Origin of the sequence: Leptotrichia rugosa (assembly GCF_041200005.1) — a bacterium.
Classification (GTDB): Bacteria; Fusobacteriota; Fusobacteriia; order Fusobacteriales; family Leptotrichiaceae; genus Leptotrichia; species Leptotrichia rugosa.
This window is the reverse complement of the sequence record NZ_CP165644.1, coordinates 66,678-78,973: the sequence shown is the minus strand read 5'-3', so window position 1 is coordinate 78,973 and position 12,296 is coordinate 66,678. Positions and strand designations below refer to the sequence as shown.

Genomic DNA, 12,296 nt, shown 5'->3' with positions numbered 1-12,296 from the left:
GCAAAATGCCACTTTTATAAATACTATACTAATTCAATAATTGCTAATTCAGCTGAATCTCCTCTTCTAACTGCTGTCTTAATAATTCTAGTGTATCCACCGTTTCTATCAGCATATTTTGGAGCGATTTCATTAAAGATTTTTCCAACTGCTTCTTCATTTCTTAAAAAAGCGAAGGCTTGTCTTCTCAAATGCACTCTTCTTGCAGCATCAGTTGAGTTATTATATTTTTTTCCTAAAGTTATAGATTTTTCAACAAATTTTCTCAATTCTTTAGCTCTTGTAACAGTAGTTTCAATTTGTTCAGCTTTTACTAGAGAAATTGTCATATTTTTAAGCATAGCTAATCTATGGTCAGTTCTTCTCCCTAACTTTCTATATGATTTATTATGATTCATTTTCCCTCCTCGTCAAAAGTTTTAGTTAAATTTTTTAATTTTCTTCGTTAGTCGAAACATGTTCGCTTAGGTCATAACCAAGCTCTTTCATTTTATCAATAATTTCATTCAAAGACTTTTTACCTAAATTTTTTATTTTTAACAGTTCATTATAGCTCATTGAAGTCAAGTCAGAAATTGTATTGACTCCAGCTTTTTTCAAGCAATTATAAGAACGAACAGTAAAGTCTAATTCTTCAATTTTCATATCTTCGACACTAGATTCAGATTCGTTGCTCGCTACAACTGTTTCCACTTCCTCTTCACGATATTTACTCATACTGTTTCCAATATTTGCAAATGGTTCTATGTGCCAAGTTAATAATTCTACTGCATAAGACAGCGCATCTTTTATTTCAATACTTCCGTCAGTTGCAACTTCTAAAATTAATTTATCGTAATTTGTAACCCTTCCGACCATTGTGTCTTCCACAGTATAATTTACTCTTTTAATAGGCGTATAGATTGCATCTACTGCCAAATATCCAATTGGCCATCCATCTGTATTGATTTCATCTGAAATTACAAATCCTTCTCCAGAATCTACAAGAAATTCCATATTGATTTCTTTATCAACTGTAACAGTCATTATAATTTGATCTGGATTTATAATTTTTAAGCCAGGTTCCATCTTTATATCGGCGGCTGTTATTACAGCAGGTCCCTTTACAGATAAACTCATTTTTTTCTCACCTGGCTCATCAGCTTCTACAACGATTTCTTTTATATTTAAAATAATGTCTGTAACTGCTTCCTTTACACCTTCTATTGTAGAAAACTCATTTAAAACCCCATCAATTTTAATTCCTTTTATTGCTGTTCCCGGTATTGAAGATAATAATATTCTTCTAAGTGCATTTCCAATAGTATTTCCATAACCTCTGTATAAAGGCTCTAATGTATATTTTGCTGTGTAATTATCTGTTTTTTCTTCTGTTAATTTAACATTTTTAGCTATTTTTTCAATTTTTAACAAAGCTAATTCATCTCCTTCGAACAAAATATTATTATCTAGAGTAATACTCGATAATCATTGCTTCATCAATTTCGAAGTCAACAGCATCTCTTCCTGGATTCTCCATTACTCTTGCAGTTAATGAACCTTCTTCAAGTGATAACCATCCTGGAACTGTTTTTTGTCCAACAGATTCTTTGATAATAGCTAATTCTTTTGAATCTTCTTTTACAGTAATAACATCACCTTGTTTTACTCTGTAAGAAGCGATGTCTACTCTTTTCCCGTTAATTAAAATATGTCCGTGACTTACGATTTGTCTTGCTTGTCTTCTTGTCCCACCAAATCCTAGTCTGTAAATTACATTATCTAATCTTCTTTCTAAATATTGAAGTAATAATTCCCCTGTTACTCCTTCTTTTCTTGTTGCTTCTTCATATAATTTATAAAATTGTTTTTCTTGAACTCCATAAACAAATCTTGCTCTTTGTTTTTCTCTTAATTGTATTCCATATTCAGTTAATTTTCTATTTGCGTTTGGTCTAATATTTCTATTTGACTTTTTATTTACTCCTAGAACGCTTGGATCTAAGCCAAGATTTCTACATTTTTTCAAAACCGGCTGTCTATTTCTTGCCATTTATCTATTTCCTCCTTAGTTTTTAAAATTACGGTCTTCTCTTTTTAGGTGGTCTTGCACCATTATGAGGCACTGGAGTTATATCAACTATTCTTGTTACTTCTAATCCAGTTGCTTGAATTGATCTTATAGAAGCTTCTCTTCCAGATCCTGGTCCTTTTATTTTAATTTCGATTTGTTTCATTCCATTTTCAATTGCAACTTGTGCTGCTTGTTCAGCTGCTATTTGAGCTGCGAATGGAGTTCCCTTTTTAGTTCCTTTGAACCCTGAAGTCCCTCCTGATTTCCAGATTACTACTTTTCCTTCTGCATCTGTAATTGTTACAACAGTATTATTGAAAGTAGAGTGTATATATGCTATCCCATTAGGAATGTTTTTTAATTTTTTCTTTTTTGAAACTGCTGGTTTTTTAGCCACTTATGGTTTCCTCCTTAACTTAATAATTTATTATTTTTTCTTAGCGATTGCCATTTTTACTGGCCCTTTTCTTGTTCTTGCATTCGTTTTAGTTTTTTGTCCTCTTACAGGTAAACCGTTTCTATGTCTTAATCCTCTGTAACTTTTTATATCAAGTAATCTTTTTATATTAAGTCTGATTTCTTTTCTCAATTCACCTTCAACTTTATATTCTTCCACAAAGTTTCTGATTTTTGCTACTTGTTCTTCTGTTAAATCTTTAACTCTGGTGTCTTTGTCAACACCTGCTTTTTCTAAAATTTTGTTTGAAGTGCTTTTTCCAATTCCAAAAATGTAAGTTAATGAAATTTCTACTCTTTTATTTCTTGGAATATCTACTCCCGCTATTCTAGCCAAATTGTTTCCTCCTCGTTTTTGATATTTTTAATCTTCTTCAATATGCCCTCACAAATGCTATAAGGAATAAGCTCTACAGCTAAACATACTTTTACAATTTTTATTTTAAATATCTTTAAAAGTCTTATAATAAAAATTTTTAATCAGTTTGTTTTTAACTTTTTTCGCCCTAAATATTTTAAAAAATATTAATTATCCTTGTATTTGTTTGTGTTTAGGGTTTTCGCATATTACTCTTACTTTTCCGTGACGCTTAATAACTTTACATTTGTCACACATAGGTTTTACTGAAGCTTTTACTTTCACTAAAAACCCTCCTTCCAGATTTTATTTTTTTCTATATACAATTCTACCCCTCGATAAATCATACGGAGAAACTTCAACCGTAACTTTATCCCCTGGTAAAATTTTTATATAGTTCATTCTCATTTTTCCTGAGATATGTCCTAAAACTTCGTGTCCATTTTCAAGCCTTACTTGAAACATCGCATTTGGCAACGCCTCGATTATTTCACCTTCTAGCTCAAGAACATCCTGTTTTGCCATTGAAAATCACCTCGGATCCTTTTTATTGTATCAAATTTTAAAAAAATTGTCCAGTAAATTTTTTTGTACTCCAAATCTACTTATACTAATTCTTAGTTTATCATATATTGATATTTTTTTCAACAAAAAAATTTTAGAGAAACAAGTTGAGATATAATTTAACTAACAAAATAATTTTGAAATAAAAAAAGTAAGTTAAAATTTTAACAAAGTTTTTGTATAACAATTTTATTTGTAAAAATAAGAGATTTCTTGCCAAATTTTATTAAATTGATTTGACTATATTTCTAAAAAATTGTATAATTTTTTTAAAATGATGGTAAAGAAATGGGTGAAAAATTATGATGACTTTAAAGGAAGTTCAATATTTAATTAAACATATTGAACAGGGGACTCTGGAAGAAAAAGAAGACTTGCGAAATGAAAGAGAAAAGAAGGACAATATTCAGAGAATTGTCTTAAAATTGATTGAAGAATTTGGGGAACTTGCTGAAAATATTAGAAAAAACACGAGATTTAATGGAAAAAATATCAAAGGAACTATCGAAGAGGAAGTTTTTGATGTGTTTTATTACACAATTGCCATCGCTAATGAATACGGGATTGAATTGGAAAAGGTGTTTGAGATTAAAGATAAAATTAATCAGGAAAAATATGAAAGAGAATTTAGTTTGGAAGAAGGAAGAGAAAATTATAAAAAAAAGATTTACAAGAAAAGTGAATATTAAAATAATCGGAATGAGCGATGTTCACGGAAGAGTTTTGCCTTGGAACTACGCCGCTGACGAAGAAGACAATTCGGGTTCTTATGCGCAAATTTCCACTTATGTTAAAAAATTGAGAAAAAATAATAAAAATGTTCTTCTCATGGAAGTTGGAGATGCCATTCAAGACAACTGGATTGAATATTTTGCAAATGACAAAAGACATCCGATTCCGCAAATATTAAATTATATGAAATGTGACATCTTTGTGCCAGGAAATCACGAGTTTAACTTTGGAATGCCAATTTTGACAAATATTTTAAAAGATATGAAAGCAAAAAAATTACTTGCAAATTTATTTTATAACGACAAAAACAAAAATAACTTCAATTTATCCAAAGATAAAAAAAGATATTTGGACGCTACGACAATTATTGAAGAAGATGGCGTAAAAATAGGAATTATTGGACTTTCAACGCCTATGTCACAAAAATTTGAAGAAGATACGGGGTTTTTGAAGGATTTTCACTTTGTGCCTGCAATTTCCGAAACGAAAGAACAAATTAAAAATTTGAAAAAACGAGGTGCAAATGCGATAGTTGTCGTTGCTCATATGGGAATTGACAACGAAAACAGCATAGCCGAAACTGGCGTGAGAGACCTTGCAAATGCTGTGCCTGAAATAGATGTCATCTTAGCTGGGCATATGCACCAAAATGTATCTAAAAATATTATAAACGGCGTTCTTATCACAGAACCGCACAGATATGGAACAGTTGTTTCTGAAATTGATTTGAAATTTAATATAAATGGAAAAAAAGTGGAACTTTTGGATAAAGACTCAAAAACGGTTTCTGTTGCAAAAGAAGAAGCCGACAAAGTAGTAGAAAAAATCTATAAACCCTATCACGACAGACTTCGTAAGATTGCTGACGAAAAAATCGGAGTTGTGCTAAATGATATGGTGCCACAAGGAAAAATTTGTGGAGTCTCAATTTCATTTCTAAAAGATACTGGTATGTCGTCGTTTATTACCGATGTGGAAAAATATTACAGTAAAGCCGAAGTTGTTTCATTTTCTTACGACTATGAAAATCTAAAACTTAATAAAGGCGAAATAAAGAGAAAAGACATTGTTTATAACTACAGATATACTGGAGGAGATGTAACTGTCTTTGAAATGACTGGAGCACAATTAAAAAAATATATGGAATGGTCAGCCGACTACTTTGACACAATAAAAAAAGGCGATAAAAACTATCGTTACAACGAAGAAAGAGCAAATTTAAAATATGTTACTTTCGACATTTTTGGCGGAGTAAAATACAAAATTGACTTAAGAAATCCGAAAGGTCAAAAAATTACAAATTTGACGCTTGAAAATGGAAAAAAAATTACTCCCGAGATGAAAATAAAAGTTGGGATGAACTTTTACAGATTTGAGCAATTAATAAAAAAAGATGGCATATTTGAAGAAGAAGATATAAAAATGCTGTGGTCGTCTAAAGATGAGGTTGGATCAGAAAGCGGAACTATTCAAAATATGATGATAGATTATATTAAAAAAGTTAAAAATGGTGTAATTGATGGAAAAAGTCATGATAACTGGGAAATAATTGGACTTTAAAAATTTAAATAAAATATGAAATAACAAAAATGGTCAAAAATTTAACTTAATTGACCATTTTTTTATTATTTTACTTTTTAAAAATTTTATACAAGTTTTCCAAAATAAGCAATTAAGAAGAAAATTGCAAATCCTGAAAGGTAAATTAATCCTACAACAGAAAGCCAGTATAATGCTCCTGAAACTTTGTGCTTTCCCGTTTTAACAAGTTGCAAGTTCAACCATGCGAAAACTGGTGTTGAGATAAATGAAGCGATCATTGCAAAACGCATCATTTTAGCAACATTCCCTGAGAACAAAAGCACGATTAAAATACCGATTATTGAAGTTACTGTAAACCAGATATTAAGAGCTTTTTGCGAAGATTTTTCTTTTCCTAAAAGAATACGCAATGCTTCATCGTTTGCACGAGAATATCCATCAATAACTGTAATTGTTGTTCCGAAAAGACACATAAACGCAATAAATGCAATAAGCAATCTTGACCATGAACCAATTTCAGACATATACATTTTTATAAGTTGTGCGATATAAGCGGCACTTGCTGGTTTTACTTTTTCCGGTGAACCGTATTGGATTAATGCTCCAAGTGCTAAAAAGATAACTGCAAGAATAGCTGTCCCAATATACCCAACATTAAAATCAAATAATCCATCTTCATATGAAACTTCTGATGTACGTTTCTTTTCTTCCAGCCACATTGAATTTATTGCTGAAATTTCTATTGGTGCAGGCATCCAACCCATTAATGATATAATAAATGGAAGTGCTGCAAGATTCCATGGTGAAGGTGCTACAAAATTTGCTGGAATATGACGGCCACCTTTAATAGCGGCGATGATTACTGCGATTGTTGTTGCTAATGTTAAAGTAATCATAACAAATTTTGAAATTCCATCTAGAACGCTATATCCTCCAAGGATTATCATTGCCCAAATTAAAATTATTAATATTATTGTGATTTGCCCAACTGAAATTCCCCAACTTTTTGGAATGATATTCATCATAATTGCTCCTGTAAGAATACCTACAGCTGCTGTATTTACCATTGCTGAAAATACATTTAGTATGAAAAATATCCAAAGATAAGCTTTTCCTCTGTTGCTATATCCTTCAACCAAGCTTTTTTCTGTATTCAGTGTATATTGAACACCAAATCTAAAGAATGGATACTTAAACAAGTTTACTAAAATAACGACAAGAAGTAATTGCCATCCGTAAATTGCTCCCGCTTGTGCCGATGATACGATGTGTGAACCTCCTACAGCTGCTGATGCCATAAGGATACCACATCGCTTTCAATTTTGTTTTCCAAGTTGAATTTGTTTCTAAATTTGTTTCTGTAATTTCTGTACTCATTTTTACATCTCCTAACTTAGTTTTTAATTATAGTAAATATAATATACCAAATTCAACTAAATGTCAATTTTTTAAATTAAATTTTTAGGTAATCTTAAAGTTGTATTAATTTAATTTGTTCAATTCTAAATTTCAATTCTTCAAAATCTATAATTCTTGCTTGTCTATGAATTTCTTTTTTTTCATAAAAAAGGAGAACAGCGGGAACAGAAAAAAGCGATAGTTGACCTACAGCCTTTTTTACTTTTGTCGCATCAATTTTATAACTTTTTATATTTTCTCTTTCTGCAATTTCTTTAATTTTTGGAAAGTCCGCTTTGCAAACACTGCAACTTGGACTTGAAATATAAAGCAAGAATAATTTTTTATCAGCAATAATTTCTCTTAATTTTTCATAATTTAGTATTTCTTCCATTTTTAACTTTAACCTCAAAATTATAAACTGTGTTCTACTAAATATTCTTCTGCATCAAGAGCAGCAATTGCTCCATTTCCCGAAGCAACTATCGCCTGTTGGTATCTAGCGTCACACACATCTCCCGCGGCAAAGATTCCAGGAATATTTGTCTTGGAAGATTTCCCTTTTGTCAAAATATATCCACTTTTATCCAATTCAACAGCATTTCCTAAAAATTTTGTATTCGGATTTCGTCCAATTGCCACAAAGATTCCGTCTGTTTTTAAAACTTCTGTCTTACCAGTTTTATTATTTATCAATTCAATTCCTGTAACTTTTCCATCAGACAAAACTTTTTTAGGAGTGTAATTCAATTTCCATGCGATTTTTTCATTGTCTTTAGCTCTTTTTTGCATAATTGCTGATGCTCTTAATTCATCTCTTCTGTGAACAATTGTCACTTTTGTCGCAAATCTTGTAAGAAAAGTTGCTTCTTCCATCGCAGTGTCTCCTCCGCCAATTACAACGACTTCTTTTCCACGGTAAAAAAATCCGTCACAAGTCGCACAAGCGCTTACTCCTCTTCCAATATTTTCCTTTTCATTTTCAATTCCCAAATATCTTGCACTCGCACCAGTTGATACGATTATAGTTTTCGCTTCAATAATATTTTTGTTGTCCAAGTGAATTTTAAAAGGTCTTTCGTTATACTCGATCTCTTTTACTTGTGCTTGTAAAAATTCCGCTCCAAATTTTTTTGCTTGAGATTTTATATTTTCTATCAATTGTGAGCCGTCAATTCCTTCAGGAAATCCTGGAAAATTTTCCACTTCAGTCGTAGTCGTAAGCTGCCCTCCTGGCTCCATTCCATTTATAATAATACTTTTTAATCCTGCCCGTCCCAAATAGATTGCAGCTGTAAGTCCAGCTGGTCCAGAACCTATAATTACTGAATCGTATAACATTTTTCTCTCCTTTTCTAAAAAAAGAAAAATTACAAATAAAGATAATTTCTCAAATTCATAATTTTTCTTCCAATTTTTTTGATTTTTTTTAAACTTAAATTTTGATTTTAATTTTTATTTTGATTTTTTCTATAACGCTCCATTTATTTTTTCATACAAAGTTTCTTTCGATTGAAGTCCCACCATAACTTCCAATGGTTTTCCATCTTTAAATAAAATCAATGTAGGAATACTTTGGATTCCAAATTGTTGTGCTAACTCCAATTGTTCGTCAACATTTACTTTTCCAACTTTTGCCTTTTCTCCCAATTCATTTGACAACTCTTCAACTATAGGAAGCTGCATTTTACAAGGTCCGCACCAGCTTGCCCAAAAATCTACCAAAGCTACTCCGTTTGAAATTGTTGCTTCAAAATTATCTTTATTTAAAGTTATTGCCATAAAACATCGCCTCTTTCTTTTATTATTATTTTATTTTCTTAAATTTTATAGTTTATTTTTTCCAAAAATTATGATATACTGATTTTAGAAATTCAACTATTCAATTAACTAATTGAATAATATCATATTTAAAAAACTTTGTCAACAATTTTATTTAAAAATAAAAATATATTTAATAAAAAATTTTATAAAAAAGAGGTTGATTATGGATAAATTATGTGAAAAATACAAAAACAGCCTTTACAGCGGACTGTCAAAAATTGGGAAATGTCTGTCAAGTGACAAGCGGATTGAAATTTTGGATTTGCTCTCGCAAGGGAAAAAAACTGTGGAAAAAATTGCTCGTGAAACTGGGATGACAATTGCAAACACTTCTCGCCACTTGCAAATATTGAAAGATGGAAATTTGGTTTCTTGTGAAAAAAAGAAAAATTTTGTCGTCTATAAAATTGCCAATGAAAAAATTATCGATTTGGTTTATCTTCTGATAAATGTCGGTGAAACACAGCTTTCCGATGTACAAAAAATTCACGACGAATTTTACGAAAAATGTTGCAAAACAAAAATTTTAACCGTTGAAAAAGCGCAAAAAATGGTTGAAGAAGAAAATGTTGTAATAATTGACTTGCGACCAGAAGATGAATTTAATTCACAGCATATTGAAAATGCAATAAATATCCCAATGAAAATTTTAGAAGAAAACTTGGAAGATTTGCCAAAAGATAAAAAAATAATCGTCTACTGCCGTGGAAGAAACTGCGCCTATGCCAATATTGCTGCAAAAATATTGAATAACAACGGTTTTTGCGCATATAGCTTAAATCAAAGCTACTATGAATGGAATAAAGCCAAAATATAAAAAAAAATTTTTATAAAAACCCAAAATTTTTCGTGATTTTTTTATAAAATTATACTATAATTTAAATATAAAAAAATATTGGAGGAATTTTCTATGAAAAAATTGTTTTTATTAGCGCTAACAATCACAATATTTGCAGCTGCACAAAACGTCGCAACAGCAAAAGCGACTAAAAATAAAAAAAGCACTAGCTCAAATTTTGAGTTAAATGTTGCCCACATCAACGACCATCACTCGCATCTGGAAGAAGAAAAAATGCCATTAAAATTAGGAGACCAAACTGTTACAGTAAATATCGGCGGAATGGCCAGAATGGCTCAAGCGATTGATGAATTCAGAAAAGAAAACAAAAATACTCTTGTTCTACATGCAGGAGATGCACAAACAGGAACTCTTTATTTCACATTATTCGAAGGAAAAGCGGACGCAAATATAATGAACGAAATCAAATTTGACGCATTCACATTGGGAAATCACGAATTTGATGATGGAAATAAAGGATTAAAAGGATTTTTAGATGTTCTAAAAGTTCCAGTTGTTTCAGCAAATGTCGTACCTGATAAAGGAAGCATCTTAGAAAATAAATGGAAACCTTACATCATTAAAAATATAAATGGCGAAAAAGTTGCAATTATTGGAATCGAAGTTGTGAAAAAAACTAAAGAATCTTCAAGCCCTGGAGATGACATAAAATTTTACGACGAAGTGGAAACAGCAAGAAAATATGTAAAAGAAGTTCAAAATAAAGGAATTAACAAAATAATCCTTCTTTCCCATGCAGGATACGAAAGAAATCTTGAAATTGCAAAAAAAGTTGAAGGAATTGATTTAATCGTATCAGGAGACACACACTATTTATTGGGTTCTCAATTTGAACAATTTGGACTAAAAGTGGCAGATCCTGATTATCCAAAAAAAATTGACCACGCTAACGGTGAACCAACTTATGTAGTAGAAGCTTGGTGTTATGCTTATTTACTTGGTCAATTAAAATTAGACTTTAATCAAAAAGGAGTTGTTACAAATGTTGTAGCAAATCCACAACTCTTAATCGGAGATAACTTTTTCGAAGTAAAAGATAAAGACAATAAAAATGTTCAATTGACTGGAGCAGAAAAAGATAAAGTTGTTAAATTTGTAAATGAAAATAAAAATATTAAATTCGTAAAAAATGAACCTCAAGCTGAAAAATTATTAGAAGGTTACAAAAAAGAAAAAAATGAAATGGGTAAAAAATCAGTTGGAAAAATTTTAGATAAAATTCCAGGTGGTTCTGAAAACCGTATTCCAGACGCAAAAAATCCAGAAGGTTCTCTTGCAACAACTCTTGTCATGGAATCAGTTTTAGATAAATTAAAAACTATTGGAACTAGAAATATCGACTTTGTCATTGGAAATGCCGGAAATATAAGAATTACTCTGGAACCAGGAGAATTTAACTATGACCTTGCGTATACTTTGCTTCCTTTTGCCACAAATACAATTTATACGCTTGAAATCAAAGGTTCAGAAGTAAAACAGGTGCTTGAAGATGCGATAGATTATTCACTTACAGGTGGTTCAACTGGATCATTCCCTTATGGTGCAGGAATCAGATATGAAGCTACAAAAGCGGGAAAACTTGGAACAAGAGTCAAAAAAATCGAAGTACTTGACAGAAAATCAAATGAATGGGTTCCAATTGACGCAAATAAAACTTATGTAATGGGAACAAATTCATACATTGCAAGTGGAAAAGACGGTTACAAAACTCTTGGTGAAATCATAAAAACTCGTGGTGGAACAAATACATATTTAAGCGACGTCCCTATTTTTATTGACTATGTAAAAGCTAAAAAAGAAATTTCAAGACCAAAAAGCTCAAATGTAATTTTTAAATACTAAAAAAATTAGGAGTACAAAATTGTACTCCTTTTTTCAACTAATTATTTAACTATTTTTAACACATCTAAAAATTCTATATCCAGCTTCAATCACAAGCGTGGTACAATTTCCAAAAAGTTCTTCCAATTTTTTTTTCGTACTTTTAGCTCCGTGTTTAGTTTGAATCACGCAGTAAAATTTCCCATTTTTGTTCAAATGAAAAAAACTTTTTTCATAAATTTCAAAAATCACTTGCTTTCCTGCTCTAATCGGGGGATTGGACAGAATCACATCGAAATTTTCAGAAATATTGTCAAACACAAAAGATTTTCTAACTTCAAAATCATCTGTCCTATTATTTTTTTGTATATTTTTTTTTGTCAATTCCAGCGCTCTCTCATTGACATCCGTCGATAAAATTTTTGCTTTTTCAAAAAATCTTTTTACAACAACGGAAACAACGCCATATCCGCAACCAATATCCAAAATTTGAATATTTCCCAATTTTTTATTTTCATTCAAAAAAGTCCGCAACATCACATCAGTCCCAAAATCAACTTTTGTCTTTGAAAAAACTCCATTGTCAGTCAAAAACTCAAACTTTTCATTTTTAATTTCATAATTTATTATTTTTTTTACTGATTTCACATCTTGCACTTCAGAAAAATAATGGCTCATTTTGTCTATTT

16 protein-coding genes are annotated in these 12,296 nt (G+C 30.7%); 4 read left to right on the top strand and 12 right to left on the bottom strand.

The features are described from left to right. Positions 1-23: 23 nt before the first annotated feature. The 7 genes from rplQ to infA form a co-directional block, all read right to left on the bottom strand. Complete coding sequence (rplQ, locus tag AB8B22_RS00380; RefSeq protein WP_094079584.1) at positions 24-398, bottom strand: 50S ribosomal protein L17; 375 nt, start codon at positions 396-398, stop codon at positions 24-26. Between the two features lie 34 nt (positions 399-432). After that, complete coding sequence (locus AB8B22_RS00375) at positions 433-1,413, bottom strand: DNA-directed RNA polymerase subunit alpha (protein ID WP_094079583.1); 981 nt, start codon at positions 1,411-1,413, stop codon at positions 433-435. 31 nt (positions 1,414-1,444) lie between these two features. After that, positions 1,445-2,032, bottom strand: a complete 588-nt coding sequence (rpsD, locus tag AB8B22_RS00370) for a 30S ribosomal protein S4 (protein WP_094079582.1) — start codon at positions 2,030-2,032, stop codon at positions 1,445-1,447. A gap of 28 nt (positions 2,033-2,060) precedes the next feature. Beyond that, a complete protein-coding gene (rpsK, locus tag AB8B22_RS00365) occupies positions 2,061-2,450 on the bottom strand; it encodes a 30S ribosomal protein S11 (RefSeq protein WP_068155985.1) in 390 nt (129 codons plus the stop codon). A 30-nt stretch (positions 2,451-2,480) separates the two neighbouring features. Further along, complete coding sequence (gene rpsM / locus AB8B22_RS00360) at positions 2,481-2,846, bottom strand: 30S ribosomal protein S13 (RefSeq protein ID WP_094079581.1); 366 nt, start codon at positions 2,844-2,846, stop codon at positions 2,481-2,483. 192 nt (positions 2,847-3,038) lie between these two features. Then, entirely contained in the window at positions 3,039-3,152 is a 114-nt protein-coding gene (gene rpmJ / locus AB8B22_RS00355; protein WP_068155982.1) for a 50S ribosomal protein L36, read from the bottom strand. Positions 3,153-3,173: 21 nt separating this feature from the next. Then, on the bottom strand, positions 3,174-3,392 hold the full coding sequence (gene infA, locus AB8B22_RS00350; RefSeq protein WP_006805851.1) for a translation initiation factor IF-1: 219 nt from the start codon (positions 3,390-3,392) through the stop codon (positions 3,174-3,176). 341 nt (positions 3,393-3,733) lie between these two features. Between infA and AB8B22_RS00345 the strand changes: the two genes are divergently transcribed. Then, on the top strand, positions 3,734-4,120 hold the full coding sequence (locus AB8B22_RS00345; RefSeq protein ID WP_237048696.1) for a MazG nucleotide pyrophosphohydrolase domain-containing protein: 387 nt from the start codon (positions 3,734-3,736) through the stop codon (positions 4,118-4,120). After that, positions 4,047-5,723 carry a bifunctional metallophosphatase/5'-nucleotidase gene (locus tag AB8B22_RS00340; RefSeq protein WP_369711144.1) on the top strand — a complete coding sequence of 559 codons (1,677 nt, stop codon included), beginning with the start codon at positions 4,047-4,049 and terminating at the stop codon, positions 5,721-5,723. The genes AB8B22_RS00345 and AB8B22_RS00340 overlap by 74 nt, the downstream gene beginning before the upstream one ends. Before the next feature lie 86 nt (positions 5,724-5,809). On the opposite strand, the gene AB8B22_RS00335 is transcribed toward AB8B22_RS00340, so the two are convergent. The 4 genes from AB8B22_RS00335 to trxA all read right to left on the bottom strand — a co-directional run bounded on the left by AB8B22_RS00335 (position 5,810) and on the right by trxA (position 8,885). Next, complete coding sequence (locus AB8B22_RS00335) at positions 5,810-7,003, bottom strand: NRAMP family divalent metal transporter (protein ID WP_369711143.1); 1,194 nt, start codon at positions 7,001-7,003, stop codon at positions 5,810-5,812. A gap of 173 nt (positions 7,004-7,176) precedes the next feature. Then, positions 7,177-7,497, bottom strand: a complete 321-nt coding sequence (locus tag AB8B22_RS00330) for a thioredoxin family protein (protein WP_369711142.1) — start codon at positions 7,495-7,497, stop codon at positions 7,177-7,179. A 20-nt stretch (positions 7,498-7,517) separates the two neighbouring features. Next, positions 7,518-8,444, bottom strand: coding sequence for a thioredoxin-disulfide reductase (trxB, locus tag AB8B22_RS00325; protein ID WP_369711141.1), 927 nt, complete (start codon positions 8,442-8,444; stop codon positions 7,518-7,520). A 129-nt stretch (positions 8,445-8,573) separates the two neighbouring features. Next, positions 8,574-8,885: a thioredoxin gene (gene trxA, locus AB8B22_RS00320; RefSeq protein ID WP_369711140.1), complete on the bottom strand. Its 312-nt coding sequence runs from the start codon at positions 8,883-8,885 to the stop codon at positions 8,574-8,576. Positions 8,886-9,090: 205 nt separating this feature from the next. On the opposite strand from trxA, the gene AB8B22_RS00315 reads away from it, so the two are divergent. Both AB8B22_RS00315 and nadN read left to right on the top strand, forming a co-directional pair. Next, positions 9,091-9,744 carry a metalloregulator ArsR/SmtB family transcription factor gene (locus AB8B22_RS00315; protein ID WP_369711139.1) on the top strand — a complete coding sequence of 218 codons (654 nt, stop codon included), beginning with the start codon at positions 9,091-9,093 and terminating at the stop codon, positions 9,742-9,744. 93 nt (positions 9,745-9,837) lie between these two features. Beyond that, positions 9,838-11,628, top strand: coding sequence for an NAD nucleotidase (gene nadN, locus AB8B22_RS00310; RefSeq protein ID WP_369711138.1), 1,791 nt, complete (start codon positions 9,838-9,840; stop codon positions 11,626-11,628). 45 nt (positions 11,629-11,673) lie between these two features. Here nadN and AB8B22_RS00305 read toward each other — a convergent pair whose 3' ends face one another. Next, complete coding sequence (locus tag AB8B22_RS00305) at positions 11,674-12,285, bottom strand: class I SAM-dependent methyltransferase (RefSeq protein ID WP_369711137.1); 612 nt, start codon at positions 12,283-12,285, stop codon at positions 11,674-11,676. Between the last annotated feature and the right edge of the window lie 11 nt (positions 12,286-12,296).

Coding starts and splice junctions, on each gene's coding strand:
- rplQ (WP_094079584.1), bottom strand. CDS start 398: ATGAATCATAATAAATCATATAGAAAGTTAGGGAGAAGAACTGACCAT.
- rpsD (WP_094079582.1), bottom strand. CDS start 2,032: ATGGCAAGAAATAGACAGCCGGTTTTGAAAAAATGTAGAAATCTTGGC.
- infA (WP_006805851.1), bottom strand. CDS start 3,392: ATGGCAAAACAGGATGTTCTTGAGCTAGAAGGTGAAATAATCGAGGCG.
- AB8B22_RS00345 (WP_237048696.1), top strand. CDS start 3,734: ATGATGACTTTAAAGGAAGTTCAATATTTAATTAAACATATTGAACAG.
- AB8B22_RS00340 (WP_369711144.1), top strand. CDS start 4,047: ATGAAAGAGAATTTAGTTTGGAAGAAGGAAGAGAAAATTATAAAAAAA.
- AB8B22_RS00335 (WP_369711143.1), bottom strand. CDS start 7,003: ATGGCATCAGCAGCTGTAGGAGGTTCACACATCGTATCATCGGCACAA.
- AB8B22_RS00330 (WP_369711142.1), bottom strand. CDS start 7,497: ATGGAAGAAATACTAAATTATGAAAAATTAAGAGAAATTATTGCTGAT.
- trxB (WP_369711141.1), bottom strand. CDS start 8,444: ATGTTATACGATTCAGTAATTATAGGTTCTGGACCAGCTGGACTTACA.
- trxA (WP_369711140.1), bottom strand. CDS start 8,885: ATGGCAATAACTTTAAATAAAGATAATTTTGAAGCAACAATTTCAAAC.
- AB8B22_RS00315 (WP_369711139.1), top strand. CDS start 9,091: ATGGATAAATTATGTGAAAAATACAAAAACAGCCTTTACAGCGGACTG.
- nadN (WP_369711138.1), top strand. CDS start 9,838: ATGAAAAAATTGTTTTTATTAGCGCTAACAATCACAATATTTGCAGCT.
- AB8B22_RS00305 (WP_369711137.1), bottom strand. CDS start 12,285: ATGAGCCATTATTTTTCTGAAGTGCAAGATGTGAAATCAGTAAAAAAA.